The organism is Halobacillus sp. K22 (genome assembly GCF_052246795.1).
GTDB lineage: Bacteria > Bacillota > Bacilli > Bacillales > Halobacillaceae > Halobacillus.
In genome coordinates this window covers 232,133-253,927 of record NZ_JBQQCN010000001.1, presented here as the reverse complement: position 1 = coordinate 253,927, position 21,795 = coordinate 232,133, and the positions used below count along the sequence as shown (strand labels likewise).

The window sequence follows — 21,795 nt, the reverse complement described above, 5'->3', positions numbered from 1 at the left end:
TATAATAGATGGGTCAGGGGTGAACTTATGATACAAAGTAAGATGAAATGGCAGTTTACATATAATGATAATGTTGAAGGATTTGAGGTTCAGAAAGGACTGACCCCGTTAACACAGCAAATGCTTGAGAAGCGGGGCATTGTTGAGCCGGAAGCTGTTAAGCAGTTTTTGAATCCCTCTATCGACTATTTACATGACCCATTTCTTATGGAAGGGATGGAAAAATCAGTAGAGCGAGTTAAAGCAGCGATTGACCGCCAAGAGTCCATTCTTGTCTTCGGGGACTACGATGCGGACGGTGTAAGCTCAACCACTTTAATGATTGAGGCATTAAGAGAAGCTGGCGCACATTGTGATTTCTATATACCGAATCGGTTTACAGAGGGTTATGGGCCTAACGAAGAAGCCTTCTTGTTCGCAAAGGATTCTGGCTATTCCGTGATCATTACTGTAGATACGGGGATTGCAGCTATCCACGAAGCGGAAGTAGCCAAACAACTAGGAATGGATCTGATTATAACCGATCACCATGAAGTCCAGGAAGTATTACCAGACGCCTTCAGCATCATTCACCCAAAGACGTCCAGCCGCTATCCATTCCAGGAATTGGCTGGAGTAGGGGTTGCTTTTAAATTTGCGGAAGCCTTGCTAGGCAAATTTCCTAAGGATTATCTGGATCTGGTCGTGATTGGGACGATTGCCGACCTTGTTCCGCTTCAGGGAGAGAACCGGATACTGGCTTCGATGGGACTTTCAGCTATTTCCCAATCAAAGCGGCCGGGTGTGCTGGCTTTGCGTGAAGTATGCGGTATCGAGGGCGAAATGAATGAAGAAACGATTGGATTTACCATCGGTCCTCGTATGAATGCCGTTGGACGGTTACAAGATGCTACGCCAGCAGTAGAATTGCTTCTATCTAAAGACACGGAGGAAGCTCAGCAGATTGCTGGATTTATTAATCAGATTAACCAGGAACGCCAGAAAATAGTGGCTGAAATAGCTAAAGAAGCTGAAGAACTGCTTTCTTCAACGTCTGAGGACCTTGAAAATGTCATTGTTGTTGCTAAAGAAGGTTGGAATCCTGGAGTTCTGGGTATTGTAGCTTCCAAACTCGTTCGCCAATTTGATAGACCTGCAATTGTGCTGGGGATTGATCTTGATAAAGGGGAAGCGAAAGGATCTGCTCGAAGTATCGACGCTTTTGATCTCTTTGCAAATTGTATGGAAGTAAGGGATCACTTTCTTCATTTTGGAGGCCACGCCCAGGCGGCAGGAATGACTTTAGAAACAGAGAAAATTGATGAACTAAGATCAGCATTAAATGATCTGGCAGAGCAAAAGTTAACGGAGGATGACTACCAGCAAGTTCTGGACATCGAAGCCACTCTTGAATTGGATGACATCTCCATAAAGCAGATTGAAGAAATCGATCAGCTCAGGCCATTCGGGATGGGGAACCCTAAACCGTTATTTCACTTAAAGCATACACCTAAAGAACTCAGATTGATCGGCAGTAAGAAGAATCATTTAAAATTGCAATTTCAAAAAGAACAGTCACGAGTGGATGGGATTGCCTTTGGTATGGGTGATATTTACCCTCATCTAACTCCTTCGGATCCTCTGGAGGTTGTGGGGGAGTTGGGAATCAACGAATGGAACGGGCGAAAAAATCTTCAAATTATGGTAAAAGATCTACGCGTGAATGAGTGGCAGTTATTTGACTTGCGGGGCTCCAAACATATAGAGAAAAAACTTGTAGTCCCTAATAATGAAAACTATGCAGCTGTCACTTTTCAAGGAGAAACAGAGGCACCACGCAATATTCCTGTGTACACACCCGAAGAATTTACTGCAGACGGAAAGGTTGAAGGGTTATTGCTTTTGGATCTACCTGATCGGATCAGTCAATTGGAAGAACTTCTCGGCCGGGTATCTGTAAGTAAAATTTTTGCCTGTTACCGCTTGGAAGAAAGCACCTTTTTAAAAACATGGCCTACTCGTGATCATTTCAAATGGTTTTATGGTATGCTGTTGAAGCGTAAAGAATTTAATCTTAGACAAGAAGGTGCACAGCTGGCTAAGAGAAAAGGCTGGGACTATTCTATGGTTGAATTTATTTCGAAGGTGTTTTTTGAACTTGAATTTGTTAGAATGAAAGATGGAATTATCACGATAAATTCAAAACCTTCTCAAAAAGATTTAAAAGAATCGACCTTATATAAAGAACGTGAAGAGCGTTTATACATGGAACAGACCTTGTATTATTCCACTTACAAAGAGTTAAAAGGCTGGTTCAATGATTATCTGAACCAGAGTTCCAAGCATTCCAAGGAGGAAGTAGTTAATGGATTATAAAGAACATATCGCTATTGTAGAAAATTGGCCCAAAGAAGGCATTCAATTCAAGGATATTACTCCTTTGATGGACAACGGTCCAGCATTTAAGTCGGCAGTTGACGATATTGTTGATTATGCAAAAGATAAAGAAATAGATATCGTGGTTGGTCCTGAGGCACGCGGATTTATTGTCGGCTGCCCAGTTTCCTATGCATTAGAAATCGGTTTTGCTCCTGTCCGTAAAGAAGGTAAACTTCCAAGAGAAACGATCAAGGTGGATTATGGTCTGGAATACGGCAGTGACATACTTACGATTCATAAAGATGCTATTAAACCAGGGCAGCGAGTAATGATTGTTGATGATCTCCTTGCTACAGGGGGCACGATTGAAGCTACAATTAATCTTGTAGAACAGCTGGGCGGAGTGGTTGCCGGCTGTGCATTCTTGATAGAGCTAACGTATCTAGATGGACGCAGTAAGCTTGATGGATACGATGTATTAACATTAATGCAATATTAATTTAGAAAGAGTGCCCTCCATAGGGCGCTCTTTGTTTTACAGGTGAGGGGGACAGCATCTATCTCTTTACATTTCACCTGCTTTTTTTGATAATATAAATCAAATATCTTATTAAAGTAAGTCTACAGAAACCAGGGTGATTGAATGGCGAAAGATACAGTTCTAACAGCTGAAGAAGTAATAGAACAAGCAAGCACATACTTGAATGAGGATGACCTTGCCTTTATTCGCCGTGCTTATCAGTTTGCTGAGCAGGCACATAGCGACCAGTTCCGTAAATCCGGGGAGCCATATATTATCCACCCTATTCAGGTGGCTGGAATTCTCGTGAACCTGGAAATGGATCCGGAAACGATAGCAGGTGGGTTTCTTCATGATGTTGTTGAAGATACTGAAGTGAGTATTGAAGAAATAGAGAAAGCCTTCAACACGGAAGTATCCATGCTTGTCGACGGTGTTACAAAGTTAGGGAAAATTAAGTACAAATCCAAAGAAGCTCAGCAAGCAGAGAATCACCGGAAAATGTTTGTCGCTATGGCCAAAGATATCCGTGTTATTCTTATTAAGCTAGCTGACCGCCTTCATAATATGAGGACTTTAAAGCACCTGCCTGCTGAAAAGCAAAGAAGAATTTCTAATGAGACCTTGGAAATTTTCGCTCCACTGGCTCATCGTCTGGGTATATCTACGATTAAATGGGAGCTTGAAGATACAGCTCTGCGCTATTTAAATCCACAGCAATATTATCGGATTGTCCACTTAATGAAACAAAAGCGTAATGAACGTGAACATTACATCGAAGAAGTTATTGATGAGATACGCAGTCAGTTAAAGGACGTTAATATTGATGCGGATCTTAATGGAAGGCCTAAGCACTTATACAGTATTTATAGAAAAATGGTGTTGCAAAATAAACAATTTAATGAAATTTATGACCTGCTTGCTGTTCGAATTACGGTGAATAGCATAAAGGACTGCTATGCCGTTCTTGGGATCATTCACACTTGCTGGAAACCGATGCCTGGACGTTTCAAGGATTATATTGCTATGCCAAAGCCTAACCTTTATCAATCTCTGCACACGACAGTAATTGGTCCAAAAGGCGACCCTCTGGAAGTTCAAATACGCACCCATGATATGCATGAAATTGCTGAATATGGAATCGCTGCGCACTGGGCATATAAAGAAGGGCGTCAAAGTGCAGCGGAACAATCGTTTGAAGAAAAACTAACATGGTTTAGAGAGATTTTGGAGTGGCAAAGTGAAACTCATGATGCCGAGGAATTCATGGAGTCTTTGAAAGTCGATTTATTTTCAGACATGGTATATGTGTTTACGCCGAAAGGGGACGTTATTGAACTTCCCTCAGGGTCCGTCCCTATTGATTTTGCTTATCGTATTCACACCGAAGTGGGAAATCAAACGATTGGGGCAAAAGTAAACGGGAAAATGGAACCGTTAGATTATGTTCTTAATACCGGAGACATTTTAGAAATCATGACTTCCAAACATTCCTATGGACCATCCAAAGACTGGATTAAACTGGCTCAGACTTCTCAGGCAAAAAACAAAATTAAGCAGTTTTTCAAGAAACAGAGAAAGGACGAAAATATCGGCAAAGGAAAAGAGCTTGTAGAGAAAGAAATTCGCAACTTTGGCATTCAGCCTAAAGATGTTCTTACCCCCGATAATTTGAGTCGCGTTTCTGAGAAATTCAATTTTAGCAGCGAAGAGGATATGTTTGCCGCTGTGGGTTATCAAGGTATTACAGCAGCCCAGATTGCTACGAGAATTACTGAAAAATGGAGAAAACAAAAACAGAAACAGCAAGACCTCGAACAGACCTTGGCAGATGTGAGTACCACAGAAATAAAAACACCCGCTAAAGCTGGTAAGAAAGACTCAGGCGTACGTGTTGAGGGAGTAGACAACCTGCTGGTTCGGTTGTCTAAGTGCTGTAATCCTGTACCTGGTGATGATATCGTAGGTTACATCACAAAAGGGAGAGGTGTCTCTGTCCATCGCACGGATTGTCCTAATGTGAAAACAGAAGAAGCGCAGACCCGCCTCCTTCCAGTTCAATGGGAAACTTCTGTAACGGATTCCAAACAGTACCACGTTGATCTCGAAATATGGGGATACGACCGCAGGGGACTGCTGAATGAGGTATTACAGGCAGTCAATGAAACAAAGACCAATATAACAGCGGTTTCTGGGAAATCGGACAGAAACAAAATGGCTACCATTCATATTACAATTTTGATCCAAAATACGAGTCATCTACGAAGAATTGTGGAACGTATTAAGCAGATTCAAGAGGTTTATACGGTCCGCCGTGTTATGCAGTAAAATACACTAAAGGGGGCCAACAGAATGAAAGCAGTGGTACAGCGTGCCTCAAGAGCGAGTGTAGAAGTCAATGACGAAGATGTGGGTTCAATTCAACAAGGATTAGTCGTTCTGCTTGGGGTTACTCATGAAGATACAGAAGAAGATGCAAGGTATTTAGCTAAAAAAATACCTTACCTGAGAATTTTCGAAGATGAAGATGAAAAAATGAACCGTTCCCTTGTGGACATGGGTGGGAAGCTTTTGTCTATCTCTCAATTTACATTGTTTGGAGATTGCCGAAAGGGAAGACGTCCCAATTTTATGCAGGCAGCTAAACCTGACCAGGCTAAAGAACTCTATGAAGCATTTAACCATATGGTGGAAAATGAAGGTGTAGGGGTAGAAACTGGAGAATTTGGTTCCATGATGAATGTTGCTTTGACCAACTCTGGTCCAGTGACATTGATACTTGATAGTAAAGAAAGATAGGAAGAGGAAGCCCCGGAAGTTTTAACTTCCGGGGCTTCATTGTTATTGGATTATAAAGAATTATTCTGAGAAGTATCGAACCAATCCTCTAGTTATTCCTTGTCCAACAGTTGAGTGATAAGAAGTTGAGTTCACGAATCCTTCTTCAGACTTGTTAGAAATAAATCCCAGTTCTAAGAGAACAGCTGGTTTATTGTTTTCTCTTAACACATGAAAATTTCCCAGTCTTACCCCTCTGTCTGTCAAACTAGTCTCGTGGACCATTTCCTGCTGAATCGATGCAGCAAGCTGTTTGTCTTTAAAGTGGTAGTAGTAACTGCTGATTCCATTTGCAGAAACATTTACAGGGGCACTATTAAAATGGAGGCTGATGAAAGCATCTGCTTGTGAGTTCAGAGAATGATAATTGCGGACAGCAAGTGCTACGTAATTATCTTCCTTTCTGGTTAATATAACATTTGCTCCCTGGGTTTGAAGCTGATGCTTCAAAGCTTTAGCTGTCTGCAGCGTAAGATCTTTCTCTAAGATTCCTGTGAAACCTATGGCTCCTGGGTCGCGGCCGCCATGGCCGGCGTCTATTATGATGGTTTTACCATAGAGACCATCCTGGGACTCGGAAGCTGTATGATAATTTTCTGTCTGCTTCTGCTCTGTTTTTACGATCCAGTCTGCCACAAATGCTTTTTGATTCTGAAAGCGTATTTCATACCAGGAACCTTCTTTACCGATGATTTTGAATTGCTCTTTCTTATGACCACGCCCAAGGATAGGGGCTTCTGTAGAAGGACCGCTTCTAATATTTGTACCATTGTAATTCAATGATAGATACGAATTCTCCTTCTTAGCAGCCTGACCTTCTTTCTGTACAAGCCAGCCAGCTATCCAGCCCTGACGGTCATTACTTAGCTGGATCTGGACCCACTCCCCTTGTTCATCTATGTATTCATACACTTCGTTTTTATGAACTTGGGTAATTTGTTCATGGTTCGTATCGGGGCCGCTTCTAACATTAACCACATCCTCTTTAACAACCATCTGATCGGCATAAACTTTGAGGTGGCTTAAATTAAGGATTCCCAAAATAAAAATAAGTACCATAAAAATTGTTTTCTTCAAATAAATTTCACCTCCTTGTTTTTTGGCCACGTGTATTATTCGACATGTATGATCAGCGCACCTGCAATAGAAGTTGAAATATAGTAATAAATTTTTTAAGGAATAAACTTGACATCCTAATGAAAAAGCCTATATGATAGTAATCAATTCTATAATGATACGACTAAAACCATTGAGGAAAAAAGTAGTCCATTCCCACGTAACCAGAGATGGAATGCCAGAAAGGCTGGAAGCATTCCTTTATGATGGATGGATGAAAGACATTTCTTAGGTTCTGCCTCGAAATAAAAGTAGGTGCAGACGTACCGCAGGCGTTAACTGTCTTTGAGTGGAAGCTGAATGCTTCAATCAGGGTGGCAACGCGGGTAAATCCCCGTCCCTTTTCCTACTGGCAGGAAAAGGGACGGGGATTTTTTGGTATTTTATGGTGGAAAGTATAAAGGAGGAATATAAATGAGTATAAATGCCCCAAGAGGTACACAGGATATTCTTCCTGGCGCCTCTGAAAAATGGCAGTATGTAGAGAAAAAATTGGTGGACTTGTGCCGCCGCTATCACTATAAAGAAATTAGGACTCCTATCTTTGAACATACAGAGTTATTTCAACGTGGAGTTGGAGATAGTACAGATATTGTTCAGAAAGAAATGTATACATTTGAGGATCGCGGTGGAAGGAGTGTTACACTTCGTCCTGAAGGAACGGCTTCTGTAGTCAGATCATTTGTTCAAAACAAAATTCATGGGTCTCCTAATCAACCAACTAAATATTTCTATATTGGCCCTATGTTTCGATATGAGCGTCCTCAGCAAGGCAGACAAAGACAGTTTGTCCAGTTCGGAATTGAAGCTCTTGGAAGCGATGATCCAGCGATAGATGCTGAAGTTCTAGCGCTGGCTCTTGATTCATATCGCGAAATGGGATTAAGTTCCTTACGTCTTGTGTTAAACAGTCTTGGAGACCTTGAGAGCAGAGAAGCTCACAGAAACGCATTGATTCGGCATTTTGATCCGCATCGGGATGAACTATGTGCAGATTGCCAAGTCCGTCTCGACCAAAACCCGCTTCGGGTTTTAGATTGCAAGAAGGACAGAGATCATCCGGCTATGGCGACGGCGCCATCTATCCTGGATTATTTAAATACGTATTCAAAAGAATACTTTGATAAGGTGAAAGAGTATTTAGATGTGATGGGTATTGAGTATGAAATCGATCCTAATTTGGTCCGCGGGCTGGATTATTATAATCACACCGCTTTTGAAATTATGAGCGACGCTGAAGGGTTTGGAGCGATTACAACCCTGAGCGGCGGAGGTCGCTACACAGGCCTGGTAGAAGAAGTTGGAGGCCCGGCTACTTCCGGCATTGGGTTTGCCATGAGTCTAGAGCGATTATTAATGGCTCTGGAGGCAGAAGGTGTTGAACTTCCGATCGATGAAGAGCTGGATTGCTATCTGGTAGCTTTAGGAGAAGAAGCAGAGAAGGTTTCGGTCCGAGTTGCTTATCAATTGAGAAAAGCAGGCATTCAGGTAGATAAAGACTATTTGGGTAAAAAAATGAAAGCTCAGTTCAAAACCGCCGACCGTCTCGGAGCGAAACACGTCCTTATTTTAGGCGATCGGGAAGTTGAAGAAAATGTGATCAATGTGAAAGATATGGTAAGCGGGGAACAAAAAGAGATTCCGCTGGATGATATTGAAACGTATATGAAAAACCAGTTGTTAGGAGGCGAATAGAAATGGAACGAGTGCAGAGCGGATCATTGCGTAAAGACCATTTAGGTGAAGAAGTAACTTTAAAAGGCTGGGTTCAAAGGCGCAGGGACCTGGGAGGTTTGATTTTTATTGATCTGCGAGACAGATCCGGAATTGTTCAGGTGGTATTTAATCCGGAAACTTCTAAGGAAGCCTTGAATGCAGCTGAGAATGTACGCAGTGAATATGTATTAGAAATCAAAGGAGAAGTAGTAGCGAGGGATGAACAGACAATTAATCCGAATATTGGTACCGGAGAAATCGAGGTCGCAGCACAATCCGTTACGATTTTAAATAAAGCGAAAACTCCTCCTTTTATGATTGAAGAGCAGTCCGAAGTGTCAGAGGATCTTCGTTTGAAATACCGTTACTTGGATCTTAGAAGGAAGGAAATGCAGGAAACCTTCAAGCTGCGACACCAAACTACCCAGTCCATTCGTAATTTCTTAAATGAAGAGGAATTCCTTGAAATGGAAACCCCTATGCTTACAAAAAGTACGCCGGAAGGAGCAAGGGACTATCTCGTGCCAAGCCGTGTACATGAGGGGCAGTTTTATGCACTACCTCAATCACCACAGTTATTTAAGCAACTGCTAATGATGTCTGGTTTCGAAAAATATTACCAGATCGCTCGATGTTTTCGTGATGAGGATTTACGTGCGGATCGTCAGCCTGAGTTCACTCAAGTGGATATTGAAACATCCTTTATGTCTAAGGATGAGATTATGGCTATGACTGAACGTATGATGAAGAAAGTGATGAAAGAAGTAAAAGGAATAGACGTTCATACTCCGTTTCCAAGAATGTCCTATGATGAGGCTATGGAACGGTATGGATCAGATAAGCCTGATACACGATTTGGGTTAGAACTTGTAAATCTATCCGAAGAGGTTAAGAATTCTGGATTTAAAGTATTCAGCGGAGCGGTTTCCTCCGGTGGTCAGGTCAGTGCCATTAACGTGGAAGGGAAAGCGGATGATTTCTCCCGTAAAGATATTGATAAAATGACCGACGATGTCAAGGTTTATGGTGCAAAAGGACTGGCATGGATCAAGGTAAAAGAGGGTGAATTTAACGGCCCGATTGCTAAATTCTTTACAGAAGAAGAGGCTGCTTTGATTAAAGACAAAACCGGAGCGAAAAACGGCGACCTTCTCCTATTTGTAGCTGATAAAACATCAGTCGTATATGACAGTTTAGGAGCACTTAGACAAAAGTTAGCCCGCCGTCTTGATTTAATTGAAGAAGATCGCTTTAACTTCTTATGGGTGACAGACTGGCCGCTGCTTGAGTACGATGAAGAGGAAAATCGTTATTTTGCGGCACACCATCCATTTACGAAGCCAACGGAAGAGGATATGGACCAGCTGCACAAGAATCCAGAGAACGTTCATGCGGAAGCCTATGATATTGTATTAAATGGATATGAACTGGGCGGAGGTTCTCTGCGTATCCACCAAAGAGACGTTCAGAATCAAATGTTTGAAGTTCTTGGTTTCAGTCAGGAAGAAGCTCAGGAGCAGTTCGGTTTCTTACTTGAAGCTTTAGAATATGGCGCACCGCCTCATGGGGGTATTGCTCTTGGCTTTGACCGATTTGTTATGCTTCTTGCCGGTCGTACAAATCTTCGTGATACCATTCTATTTCCGAAGACAGCCTCAGCTGCAGATCCAATGACCAACGCACCAGGAAGCGTAAGCAAGGCGCAATTAGATGAACTACACTTACAACTGAAACCTGAAAAATAAAAGAAAAGTCCACTTTTAAATCTGGCTTATTATTGTTGATAAGGACATATATATATGCTATGATTGTCTTACAAATTAAACGGATCAATCCTGATGTGTACGTTGTTCGAATGTACGTTTTGACCGAACATTTTTGAAACGGGAGCCCGGTGTTTCCATACGGAATGCAAGCCTCTTAACCATCATTGATGGGAGGACGCAGGAAGTGTGGAACAGGGCACCCACCTGCCTGGAGCGGGTTCAAAACTCATGATACAACGGCACAATTGGGATTGGTCTTTTTAATTTACCTTACATAAGCAAACAAAATAAAAAAGGAAGCCCTTCTAGAGAGGGCTTCCTTTTTTTATTTTGCAACGTTTTCGAGGTTTCCGTTTTTTTCCATGCGAAACTGAGGTTTATAAGCATAGTCCTGTTCTTCAAACATTACCATTTTTCGTGCTCGATCCATAATTTGGATTAATGCTTGGTAATCTTCCGTCATTGTTTCTAATTGTCTATTTAACTGTGTGTTCTGATCCATTAGCTGTTTATTTTGTTCTTGAAGCTCGAACACTTGTTTCTTAGCTGAATCACTTCCTAAGGTCTCTTTTTGAAGGTTTTTCAAGTATCGGATGACCTGGGAGAGTTGCAGTTCTGGTTCTGGATCTGGTTGATAGTGGCTTACGGGCTGCTCGCTCACAATCTTACTTTCTTCTATTATAACAGGCTCTTCTGCAGCTTCTGATTGATAAGTCATCCGTGCAGGTACTTTCTTGTAAACGGGCTTCTGGTGAGCCTCGTTACGTTTCTTCTCTTTTCTTTGCTTTTTGGCCAGTTCTACAGCCTGCTCGTATTTTTGACGAACTTCCGCATTCCACCTGAAGCCACAAGCGGCGGATGTGCGGTTTAATGCATCCCCAACTTCATCAAAAGCTTTTAATTGAGTGCTTCCTTCACGAATATGTCGCAAAACCGTTTCTGCTAGTAATAAATCATCTTCATGAGACCATGCATCTTGTCTTACTTTAGGCATATTTTCCACTCCTGTTTGTTTTTCCAGGTTTGTATGATGAAGCTCTTTTATTGTTAAATATCTTTGCTTTGTCCTCACCTAGAAAAGTAGTTTTTCAGATTTAGTTGTAGTGTAGCCAACAGAAAGTGGAAATATACTTAAGTAGATTTGCGATTTTTAATTTTTTTCCATACCTGCTGCAAAGCTTGTTCGAACTTTCCGGTAGCTTTCGGTTCGTAATAGGAGCGGTTCTTGATGGTATCAGGTAAATATTGCTGATCAACCCAGCCATTTTCAAAATTGTGCGGATATTGATATTCTAGTCCTCTGCCTAGTTGAGAAGCACCTTTGTAATGAGAGTCTTTAAGATGAGCAGGAACTTCTCCGCTTTTACCTTTTCGAATGTCTGATAGGGCTGCATCGAGTGCCTTGTAGGCACTGTTTGACTTAGGTGACAAGGCAAGTTCAGTAACGATAACTGATAAAGGAATCCGGGCTTCAGGAAATCCAATTCTTTCCGCTGCCTGTATGGCGGATAGAGCTCTTGGGCCTGCCTGGGGGTTGGCGAGCCCGATGTCCTCATAGGCAATGACCACCAGCCTCCGTCCAATACTATCGAGATCGCCTGCTTCTATTAAACGTCCAAGGTAGTGAAGGGAAGCGTCTACATCGCTGCCACGTATTGATTTCTGAAAAGCGGAGAGTACATCATAATGAGCATCTCCATCCTTATCATGAGAAAAGCTTTTCTTTTGCATACACTCCTCAGCAATTTCCAAATCAATAGGAATATGATTGTCCTCCTCAGGAGTGGAAAAAGCTGCAAGCTCCAGACCGTTAAGGGCCGCTCTTAGATCTCCGTTCGCCGCATGGGCAAAATGATTGATAGCCTCGGAGGTAAGTTCCAGTTTTAAGTCCCCAAGTCCCTGGTCTTTGTCCTGTAATGCCCGGTCAATTGCCTGTTTAATTTCACCGGGAGTCAGTTTATAAAGTTCAAATAAATGACAGCGGCTCCTGATCGCGGGATTAATGGAATGATAGGGGTTACTGGTTGTACAGCCAATTAGAGTTAAACGATTACTCTCAAGATGTGGAAGCAGAAAGTCCTGTTTGGCTTTATCCAGCCGATGGACTTCATCCAGAATAAGCACGAGCTGCCCATGCATTTTAGCTTCCTCAACGGCTATTTCCATATCTTTCTTTTTATCAGTTACTGCATTCAAGTTTTTGAACGGGATTTTCAGACTTTTGGCTAGTGCAGTGGCCATGGATGTCTTCCCCGTCCCAGGAGGCCCGAATAGGATCATGGAAGCCAGGCGATTCGCTGTTATCATTCGGTGAATCGTTTTTCCTTCGTCCACAAGGTGAGATTGTCCAATGATTTCATTTAAGTTGGAGGGACGCATGCGGAATGCGAGTGGTTGCTGGCTCATACATTAAGCTCCTTTTTGGGTATGGTTATGTTAGAATTAGTTGGTGATTTTTATAAAATATTATTCTGGTATGTTCCAAGACAGGGTATGGAGAAAGATTCTCATGAAAGCGAGTCCCTTTCCGTCGGTGTTAGCTCGAGGGGCTGGGTAAAGGTTAAGTTCGATGAGGGACGCTACAACGTATGGCGGTGTCGACCGGCCCTTATTCGGTCAATGAGGTGGAGATCGAGTCATTTCCACTACCTTCACAACAGACGAAATCGGATAACTGGAGCAGCGGGTTCCTTCATAGGAGTGAACTTATACGACGAAACCAACATTGAGTTCTAACAGATTCTAGTTATAAATGTAAGGTTAGATGGATTATTAAGAAAATGCAAGAGACTTGCCATTCATGCTATAATAACGTTTGGTATAATAGAGAGAGGAGGGATTAGGTTGAATTTTAACCACCCTCAAGTGCGCGAAAATATCATTAGATGGACTTTTTTTATAGTAGGAGTGATGATCCTTGGTTTTGGTATATCCATGACCATGCAAGTGAAGGATTTCGGAATAGGACCATGGGACGTTTTTCATTATGGGCTGTTTCTTAAGTTAGGATTAACAGTAGGAACCTGGTCCATTATCGCTGGTCTGATCATCGTCATTTTACACTCTTTCTATAGAAAAAAACTCCCACAGATTGGTACCATTTTAAACATGAGTTTTATTGGTATATTTATTGATTTCTTTAATTGGCTGCTTCCAAGTCCTGAAATCCTGAGCGTTCAATTGGTCGTATTTATTCTTGGCACTGTTATTACTGCTTCAGGAATTGGAATATATGTTTCTTCCGGGATCGGAGCGGGACCGAGAGACAGTTTAATGTTAATGATCTCTGAAACGATGAATTGGAAGGTTTCAAATGTAAGAAACGGCATTGAGGTCACAGTCGCTTTACTTGGTTTTACTCTTGGCGGTCCTGTAGGGATTGGAACTGTCTTTATTGCATTATTTTTAGGAACATTTGTCGGATATACGCTTCCAGCATCTCAACGATTGTTACAGTTTTTAATAATGAAAGGTGACTTATATGAAGATATCTACCAAAGGCCGTTACGGTCTAACCATAATGATTGAATTAGCAAGGAAATATGGAGATGGTCCAATATCTCTAAAACAGATCGCGAGGGACAACGGATTGTCCGAACATTACTTGGAACAATTAATCGCTCCTCTTCGAAATGCAAGTCTAGTTAAAAGTGTACGGGGGGCTTACGGTGGCTATATGCTGACAAAAGCACCACACGAAATTACCGCAGGAGATGTTATTCGTATCCTGGAAGGACCGATTACCCCGGTGGAAGGTATTGAAGATGAGGAACCCGCTAAACAAGCGCTATGGAAAAGAGTACGAGATGCCGTTAAGGATGTACTGGATACGACCACTTTAGAAGATTTGAAAGATCATGTAGACGATCAGACACAGGATGCTTACATGTTTTATATTTAACAGGTAGAGGTGAGAATGAATGAAGGGAATTTATCTGGATCATGCTGCTACTTCTCCCGTTCATCCAAAGGTAGTGGAATCCATGATCCCACTATTGGAAGAGACCTATGGTAACCCCTCAAGCGTGCACCAATTCGGACGGCAGGCAAGAAAGATACTTGATGAAGCGAGAAGGGTAATTGCGGGGAGTATTGGAGCGAATGAAAAAGAAATAGTTTTTACAAGCGGCGGTACGGAAGCCGATAACTTAGCAATTATCGGTACAGCCAGAGCCCGTCAGCAGGAAGGTAAGCATATTATTACCACTCCAATTGAACATCATGCTACATTACATGCAGTCGAATATCTCGAAACAGAAGGTTTTGAAGTAACTTATCTGCCTGTAGATGGCAACGGCGCAGTTCGTGTAGAAGATGTGGAAAAATCATTAAGAGATGATACGATTCTTGTTTCTATTATGATGGTAAATAATGAAACAGGGGTTATGCAGCCTGTAAAAGAAGTTGCTGAACTCCTTAGAGAACATTCCACTTCTTTTCATTCTGATATTGTCCAGGCATATGGACTCGTGGAAATTGATGTAACAAATTTACCAATTGACTTGATGGCGGTTTCAGGTCATAAAATAAATGGTCCCAAGGGTATTGGCTTTCTGTATGTAAGGGAAGGGGCTAAGCTTGAGTCCTTGCAGCATGGCGGAGAGCAGGAAAGAAAAAGGCGAGCAGGCACGGAAAACCTTCCGTCTATAAAAGGTCTCCAAACAGCAGTGGAACTGATTGAAGAAGATCGCGGACGTAAAAAGAGACATTACAAAGAATTGAAAGAAACATTTCTAAATGCACTAGACGAAGCAGGCGTGAATTACTCGATTAATGGTGCAGAAGAATATAGTGTTGAATCGATCATAAACATTAGTTTTCCAGGAATGAACGTAGAAACAATGCTTACAAACTTTGACTTGTCGGGAATTGCTGCCTCAAGCGGCAGTGCTTGTACAGCTGGGTCTGTAGAACCTTCTCATGTACTTTCGTCTATGTATGGTTCAGGCGATCCGCGAACCACCAATTCAATTCGATTCAGCTTTGGTCTTTCCAATAGCAAAGAGGACCTTATACAAGCAGCACAGAAAATCAGTCAAATCGTACAAAGACTGAGCGTAACAGGAAGGTGAGAATATGAAAGAACCGAAAGACACTCGTGTGGTAGTCGGGATGAGCGGAGGCGTCGATTCGTCTGTCGCCGCTCTGTTATTAAAAGAGCAGGGGTATGATGTAGTCGGAATCTTTATGAAAAACTGGGATGATACTGACGAAAATGGAGTATGTACAGCCACTGAAGACTATGAAGATGTGATTAGAGTCTGTAATCAACTTGATATTCCTTATTACGCGGTTAATTTTGAAAAGCAGTACTGGGATAAAGTGTTCACTTATTTTCTAGAGGAGTACAAAGCAGGCCGGACGCCAAACCCTGACGTGATGTGTAATAAAGAAATCAAGTTTAAGGCATTTTTAGACCATGCGCTTTCTCTTGGGGCTGACTATCTAGCAACCGGACATTATGCTCAGGTGCAAGAGAATAATGGGGTTTATGAAATGCTGCGCGGAATTGACAGGAATAAAGATCAAACGTATTTCTTGAACCAGCTGACTCAGGACATGCTTGAAAAAGTAATGTTCCCTCTCGGCCATTTAGAAAAGAAACAGGTGAGAGAAATAGCAGAGAAGAATGACCTGGCTACGGCTAAAAAGAAAGATTCAACAGGTATCTGCTTTATCGGTGAGCGGAATTTCAAAGAATTTCTGAGCGAATACCTTCCGGCACAGCCGGGTAACATGGAAACTCTGGATGGTGAAGTGAAGGGAAAACACGAAGGGCTTATGTATTATACTCTCGGTCAGCGCCAAGGTTTAGGAATTGGAGGCGCTGGAGATCCTTGGTTTGTAGTAGGTAAGAATGTAGAGTCAAATATTCTATACGTTGGACAAGGTTTTCACCATGATGCTTTATATTCTGATGGTTTAATTGCGTCTGAGGCTAACTGGACCACTGGAATAGCTCCGAAACAAGCCATGGAGTGTACAGCAAAATTCCGTTATCGGCAAGAGGACAGCCACGTAACTGTTCGACCAATGACAGATGGACGCTGGAAAGTAATTTTTCATGAGCCGGAAAGAGCCATTACTCCTGGACAAGCTGTTGTGTTCTACGATGGAGAGGTTTGTCTTGGCGGTGCCACTATTGATACGGTCTTAAAAGAAGATGCAGCGGTCACTTATGTAGGCTGAACAAAAGGGTCATGTCCGTTATTCAGGACATGACTTTTTTACATAATTTTAAAAAAGGAGAGAGAATATGGATAAATTAAAGCAAGGTATTGAAGAGATGCAAAAGCACAATTATGAAGAGGCAGCCCGTCTGTTTACAGAATCTATTGATGAAAATCCTAAACAGCCGGTAGGCTATATTAACTTTGGAAACCTGCTTATGCACATGAACGATTATGAACGAGCTACCCGTTTTTTTAATAGAGCTATTGAACTTGATGATGAAGCAGCTACAGCTTATTACGGCCTGGGGAATGTGTATTATGAACAAGAAAAGTTCACGAAAGCCCAGGAACAGTTTATTCAAGCCATCCAAAACGGTTTAGATGAAGCTGATGTACACTTTATGCTTGGAATGACCTTTGTCCATCAGGAATATTCGAAACTTGCTCTCCCTTATTTACTTCGAGCGGCTGAACTGGCTCCGGAAGATGTAGATATCCAATTTCAATATGGCCTGTGTTTAGCCCAAAATGGTCAGATTGATGGTGCTGAACAGGCTATGAAACGTGTGCTACAATTGGAGGAAGAACACAGTGATGCTTACTACAATTTAGGGGTGGTAGCTCTTCATAAAGAAGAAGCGAAAACAGCACTCCAGCATTTTAATCGAGCCCTGGAAATCCAGCCTGAGCATATGCTGGCTTCTCATGCAAAGGCCCAAGTCGAACAAGCATTGAACGAGTAATTATTGAAGGAGAAAGATGGAATGACACAACAAACGCTCTTTTCTGAATCCAATGAAGACCGTCCTTATGTTAAAGGTGAACTCAATCGGATGATCTTCCATAATGAGTCTGAACATTTTTCCATCGCAGCGATCACTGTCAATGAAACAAATGAAGAGACAGATGTGGACTCACTGGTTATTAAGGGACACTTCTCACCTTTGGAAGAAGGAGAAACCTATATCTTTTACGGGCAATTCCGTAACCACCAAAAATTCGGACTGCAGTATGAGGTGGAGATGTATAACCGTGTCCTGCCTGAAACAAAAGATGGCCTGGTTCACTATTTATCAAGTGATTTATTTCATGGCATAGGTAAAAAGACAGCTGAGCGTATTGTTGATCATTTAGGGGAACAAGCGATATCGTTGATTTTAGAAGACAGAGATGCTTTAGATAATATCCCGAAGCTCACTAAGGAAAAAGCGGATCAATTATATAATTCCCTTAAGGAGCATCAGGGGTTTGAACACGTAATGATCCACCTCTCTCAATACGGTTTCGGGTTAAAGTTATCTCAAAAAATTTATGAGGTTTTTAAGGATCAGACTCTTGCAATTATCGAAGAAGATCCTTATCAACTTGTATTTAAAGTCGAAGGTTTCGGATTTCATCGCGCAGATGAAATGGCAAGGATGCAAAATCTTTCTCATGATCATCCTACGAGACTCAGAGCAGCATGTTTATACATGATGCAAAAAAGCATGTCTGCCGGTCATACCTACCTTCCCACCGAAGAATGTCTTGGACAAGTGGACCAATTACTGAACACAGGTCTTGAAGCTCCTATCTCATTCGAGCAGTTATCAGATCAGATCATCCACCTCGGCCAGGAAAAATATGTATATATAGAAGAGGATCGAATTTACTTACCAACACTATATTTTGCTGAAAATGGCTTTTGCCGTAATATTGATCGTATTCTTGAAGAGGAGCTGGAAACCAGCCATACTCAGGCGGATCTAATGAAAATTATTGGAAGTATTGAAGAAGAGGAAGCAATGAGTTATGGAGAAGACCAGTTTAACGCAATAGAGAGAACTTTACACTCGAAGCTGATGATCTTAACAGGAGGCCCTGGTACTGGAAAAACAACGGTTATTAAGGGGATTATTCAGTCTTATGCGGAGTTAAATGACGTATCAATTGATCCGAAAGACTACGATTCGGATCAGCCTTTTCCTTTTGTATTAGCTGCTCCGACAGGGCGGGCTGCTAAACGTATGACAGAATCCACTGGAATGCCTGCTAGCACGATCCATCGCTTACTTGGCTGGGATGGACATGAGCAGTTTGAACGCAATCAGAATAATCCTTTAGAAGGTGAGGTCCTCATCATTGATGAATTTTCGATGGTGGATATTTGGCTTGCAAATCAATTATTTCGAGCTATTCCTTCAGGCATGCAAGTCCTCCTAGTAGGGGATGAAGACCAACTTCCATCGGTAGGTCCCGGCCAAGTACTGGCTGACCTGCTTGCTTCCGAGCAACTGCCAGCTTCGAAACTAACGGAAGTTTACCGTCAAAAGGAAGGTTCAAAAATTATCCAGCTTGCTCATGAGATTAAAAATGATCAGTGCACCGCTTTATCATTGGCTAAAGAGCATGATTTTAATTTTATACCAGCTCAGGAAAATCAGTTGGCTGATATAGTTACCCATATTGTGAAAAAAGCAATCGATAAAGGTATTAACCTGAGAGAACTTCAAGTTCTTGTACCCATGTACCGCACAGATGTAGGCATTCATAAACTGAATTCAGAGATTCAGCGAGTTGTAAATCCTAAAAACAAGCAGAAGCGAGATATCCAATTTAAAGATCAGACGTATCGAAAAGGGGATAAAGTCATTCAGTTGGTTAATCAGCCTGAAGACGGTGTTTATAATGGAGATATAGGTGAAATTGTAGCGATATTTCGTGAGGAAGAAAACGTGGATGGTGTGGAGCAGGTCGTCATTGATTTTGACGGAAAAGAAATCGTTTATCCTAAAAAAGATTTGAATAATGTGATGCTGGCTTATTGTACATCGATCCATAAATCTCAAGGAAGTGAATTTTCGATTGTCATTCTTCCCGTGGTCCGAAGCTACAAGAGGATGCTCCGGAAAAACTTGCTCTACACAGCTATTACCCGGTCTAAGCAATCGCTGATCATCTGTGGAGATCGTAATGCATTTCTTGAAGGCGTAAAGTCGACGGATACGAATCTCCGTTATACCAGATTAAAAGAAAAACTCCAGGACAAGGCGGTACCGAAAGAAGCGGAAAATGAAGAAGAATTGTCCCCTTATGATTTTATGTAAATTTAAGGAGGAGACAGACTATGAGGTCTAAGCTGGGGATATCCGGCAGCACCATTTTAAGTGATCCAGATCAGTTTGATCAGTTATTCAAAACAGGAATTCATCATATTGAAATTGGAGAATTTCCAGATAAAGCTTCTTTTTATCATTTTCTTCAAATGGCTAAGCAAAATAAGGTCTCTTTTGGAATTCATTCGCCACTAATTAGAGGAAACAGCAAGTACGATCTAATCGATTATGTGTCTATGGATCCTGGGGAAGCCCGAAAGAATTTTGAAAAGGAAGTTGCTTTAGCAGCAAGCGTCGGTGCGGAATACATTCTTGTGCATTTTCCATATTTTAAGGGCTCTGTGAGCTCAAATCCTCGTCCTATAATTGAGGAAGGACTTCGTTACCTCTCTGAGCTGCAGGAAAGATACAAAATCTCTATTGTTTGTGAACCAAAACTCGGGCTTAATCGTTCCCCCGCAGGCATTCATTATCTTCAGCAATTCCCTAAAAAAGTGTGGGAAACCTATCAACTATCTATCTGTATTGATATGGGAGATTATCGAATGGCAGCAGGGGATAAATGGAAAGAATATATTGTGCCCTTGCTGCCGTACACAACCGTTGTTCATGTACATAACGTGAGTTTTTCAAATAATAAATATTACTGGGTACCAATTCATCCAGGCCTAAATGAAACAGATGGTCACTATGATATGAAGTCCATGATTGAAATTCTGTCTGAAAGAAAAGGAAGATACTTCATCCTGGAGCATACTCCTCACTCGAGGCCATCTGATTCGTATGTGGATGAAGGGTTAGAATGGATTCGTAATCTCATAGGTTAATGTATGAATTTATTCGGGAAGGACATACTGGTTTGTAAAAAAGGAGTATGTCTCCCCATGAAATGTCCGAATTGTAAGAGCAAAAATCTTGGTAAAATAGGAAACGAACAATATTATTGTTGGAATTGCTGTCTAGAGTTAGCCATTGAAAACGGTAAAATGAATATAAACCAAATTGAAGAAGATGGCAGTCTAAGCTCTCTCAATGACATATTCTATCAACAAGGATCTTAAGTAAGGATGAGTGATCAAACAGCCAAGTGGGTACGTCGGTTTGTCATCTTCTTCATTGTGCTTCTCAGTCTATTACTACTAGCCTGGCTGTTTCCCTATTATGATCATATTATTATCATGATTGGAAGAATCCTTCTACCTTTTGTATTGGCGCTTGTGCTTTCCTTACTACTCCATCCTCTTGTGAATCTTTTGGAAGAGACGGGTGTTTCAAGACCGCTTGCTATCCTGTTTATATTTTTGGCATTTTTTTCTCTTGTAAGTTTAGGAATCTATAAAGGCTATCCCCGACTGGTAGCTCAGATAAGACTTTTGAGCGAGCAAGTTCCTGCCTTAACTGAATCATATCAACAATGGACTAAACAGTTATATGCTCAAACAGAGAGATTCCCGGATGGTATTCATAAAAAGCTGGACGGGAGCTTTTCAAATTTCGAAGAATGGATCAGCACAAAATTAATGACCGTACTAACAAGTTTAACTGGGGTCTTTGATATGGTCTTTTTACTTGCTGTCATACCCGTAATGACATTCTATTTCTTAAAAGACTACAAATTGATCGGTCACTCTTTGATGACTCTACTACCTGGTTCCTGGCATGATGAAGCTCGAAGATTGACCAGGGAACTTAGTCATTCTTTAGGAGGCTATATTCGCGGCCAGCTTCTGATTAGTCTTTTTGTAGGGGCGCTGGCCTCTGTCGGGTTTTGGCTGGTGGAGCTTCCCTATCCTCTTATTCTCGGAATTATAGCAGGATTAACGAATATAATTCCGTATTTTGGCCCTTTGCTTGGGGCTGTACCGGTCTTAATCGTAGCTGTTACTATTTCGGTAAAAACTCTTATTTTTAGTCTGCTTGTGGTCGTTGTGATTCAAGTGCTTGAAGGGAATTTGCTTTCTCCATATATTATGGGGAGAAGTATTCACATCCACCCACTGGTCATTATCTTTGCCTTACTTGCTGGTGGTGAACTTGCTGGAATTCCTGGATTGATTTTAGCTGTACCGGTCCTTACATGTTTAAAAGTAATTGTCAGTGAAGTTCATAAAGGACGCCTTCATATTGACAGATAGGGAACAGTTATCTATAATAGCGCATATCGACACTATACGAACGAAAAACAGTGAAGGAAATAAGTAAGCAATTACCCA

Annotated in this window: 17 protein-coding genes, 1 other RNA gene and 2 other annotated features (1 of these 20 running past the window's edge); of the genes, 15 read left to right on the top strand and 3 right to left on the bottom strand. The window is 41.6% G+C overall.

Going from position 1 to position 21,795, the window contains the following annotated elements; translation table 11 throughout:
- Positions 1-27 precede the first annotated feature (27 nt).
- The 4 genes from recJ to dtd all read left to right on the top strand — a co-directional run bounded on the left by recJ (position 28) and on the right by dtd (position 5,677).
- Positions 28-2,355 (top strand): single-stranded-DNA-specific exonuclease RecJ, encoded by a 2,328-nt coding sequence (gene recJ / locus ACTWPM_RS01295; protein ID WP_443131250.1) that lies wholly within the window; start codon positions 28-30, stop codon positions 2,353-2,355.
- Positions 2,345-2,857, top strand: a complete 513-nt coding sequence (locus ACTWPM_RS01290) for an adenine phosphoribosyltransferase (protein WP_014643866.1) — start codon at positions 2,345-2,347, stop codon at positions 2,855-2,857. The genes recJ and ACTWPM_RS01290 overlap by 11 nt, the downstream gene beginning before the upstream one ends.
- Before the next feature lie 144 nt (positions 2,858-3,001).
- Complete coding sequence (locus ACTWPM_RS01285) at positions 3,002-5,206, top strand: RelA/SpoT family protein (protein WP_443131249.1); 2,205 nt, start codon at positions 3,002-3,004, stop codon at positions 5,204-5,206.
- A 24-nt stretch (positions 5,207-5,230) separates the two neighbouring features.
- Positions 5,231-5,677 (top strand): D-aminoacyl-tRNA deacylase, encoded by a 447-nt coding sequence (gene dtd, locus ACTWPM_RS01280; protein WP_443131248.1) that lies wholly within the window; start codon positions 5,231-5,233, stop codon positions 5,675-5,677.
- Positions 5,678-5,737: 60 nt separating this feature from the next.
- Here dtd and ACTWPM_RS01275 read toward each other — a convergent pair whose 3' ends face one another.
- Complete coding sequence (locus ACTWPM_RS01275) at positions 5,738-6,793, bottom strand: N-acetylmuramoyl-L-alanine amidase (RefSeq protein WP_443131247.1); 1,056 nt, start codon at positions 6,791-6,793, stop codon at positions 5,738-5,740.
- A 163-nt stretch (positions 6,794-6,956) separates the two neighbouring features.
- Positions 6,957-7,177: a binding site (T-box leader), on the top strand.
- A gap of 69 nt (positions 7,178-7,246) precedes the next feature.
- Here ACTWPM_RS01275 and hisS point away from each other — a divergent pair.
- The 3 genes from hisS (at position 7,247) to ssrS (ending at position 10,570) form a co-directional block, all read left to right on the top strand.
- On the top strand, positions 7,247-8,527 hold the full coding sequence (hisS, locus tag ACTWPM_RS01270; protein WP_443131246.1) for a histidine--tRNA ligase: 1,281 nt from the start codon (positions 7,247-7,249) through the stop codon (positions 8,525-8,527).
- Positions 8,528-8,529: 2 nt separating this feature from the next.
- Complete coding sequence (aspS, locus tag ACTWPM_RS01265; protein ID WP_443131245.1) at positions 8,530-10,293, top strand: aspartate--tRNA ligase; 1,764 nt, start codon at positions 8,530-8,532, stop codon at positions 10,291-10,293.
- 84 nt (positions 10,294-10,377) lie between these two features.
- Positions 10,378-10,570: non-coding RNA, 6S RNA (gene ssrS / locus ACTWPM_RS01260), on the top strand.
- Between the two features lie 69 nt (positions 10,571-10,639).
- On the opposite strand, the gene ACTWPM_RS01255 is transcribed toward ssrS, so the two are convergent.
- Together ACTWPM_RS01255 and ACTWPM_RS01250 are read right to left on the bottom strand one after the other, a co-directional pair.
- Positions 10,640-11,308, bottom strand: coding sequence for an RsfA family transcriptional regulator (locus ACTWPM_RS01255; RefSeq protein ID WP_443131244.1), 669 nt, complete (start codon positions 11,306-11,308; stop codon positions 10,640-10,642).
- Positions 11,309-11,445: 137 nt separating this feature from the next.
- A complete protein-coding gene (locus ACTWPM_RS01250) occupies positions 11,446-12,720 on the bottom strand; it encodes a replication-associated recombination protein A (protein ID WP_443131243.1) in 1,275 nt (424 codons plus the stop codon).
- Positions 12,721-13,158: 438 nt separating this feature from the next.
- Here ACTWPM_RS01250 and ACTWPM_RS01245 point away from each other — a divergent pair, with 438 nt between their 5' ends.
- The 8 genes from ACTWPM_RS01245 (at position 13,159) to ACTWPM_RS01210 (ending at position 21,717) form a co-directional block, all read left to right on the top strand.
- Positions 13,159-13,842: a YczE/YyaS/YitT family protein gene (locus tag ACTWPM_RS01245; RefSeq protein WP_443131242.1), complete on the top strand. Its 684-nt coding sequence runs from the start codon at positions 13,159-13,161 to the stop codon at positions 13,840-13,842.
- Positions 13,796-14,215: a cysteine metabolism transcriptional regulator CymR gene (gene cymR / locus ACTWPM_RS01240; protein ID WP_014643856.1), complete on the top strand. Its 420-nt coding sequence runs from the start codon at positions 13,796-13,798 to the stop codon at positions 14,213-14,215. The genes ACTWPM_RS01245 and cymR overlap by 47 nt, the downstream gene beginning before the upstream one ends.
- Before the next feature lie 19 nt (positions 14,216-14,234).
- On the top strand, positions 14,235-15,386 hold the full coding sequence (locus ACTWPM_RS01235) for a cysteine desulfurase family protein (protein ID WP_443131241.1): 1,152 nt from the start codon (positions 14,235-14,237) through the stop codon (positions 15,384-15,386).
- A 4-nt stretch (positions 15,387-15,390) separates the two neighbouring features.
- Positions 15,391-16,503: a tRNA 2-thiouridine(34) synthase MnmA gene (mnmA, locus tag ACTWPM_RS01230; RefSeq protein WP_443131240.1), complete on the top strand. Its 1,113-nt coding sequence runs from the start codon at positions 15,391-15,393 to the stop codon at positions 16,501-16,503.
- 67 nt (positions 16,504-16,570) lie between these two features.
- On the top strand, positions 16,571-17,230 hold the full coding sequence (locus tag ACTWPM_RS01225) for a tetratricopeptide repeat protein (RefSeq protein ID WP_443131239.1): 660 nt from the start codon (positions 16,571-16,573) through the stop codon (positions 17,228-17,230).
- Between the two features lie 21 nt (positions 17,231-17,251).
- The gene (gene recD2 / locus ACTWPM_RS01220) at positions 17,252-19,573 is read left to right on the top strand and encodes an SF1B family DNA helicase RecD2 (RefSeq protein WP_443131238.1); all 2,322 of its coding nucleotides are present in this window, start codon (positions 17,252-17,254) and stop codon (positions 19,571-19,573) included.
- Positions 19,574-19,593: 20 nt separating this feature from the next.
- Entirely contained in the window at positions 19,594-20,409 is an 816-nt protein-coding gene (locus tag ACTWPM_RS01215; RefSeq protein WP_443131237.1) for a sugar phosphate isomerase/epimerase family protein, read from the top strand.
- Positions 20,410-20,649: 240 nt separating this feature from the next.
- On the top strand, positions 20,650-21,717 hold the full coding sequence (locus ACTWPM_RS01210) for an AI-2E family transporter (protein WP_443131236.1): 1,068 nt from the start codon (positions 20,650-20,652) through the stop codon (positions 21,715-21,717).
- 41 nt (positions 21,718-21,758) lie between these two features.
- Positions 21,759-21,795, top strand: a binding site (T-box leader); it runs 177 nt beyond the window's last position.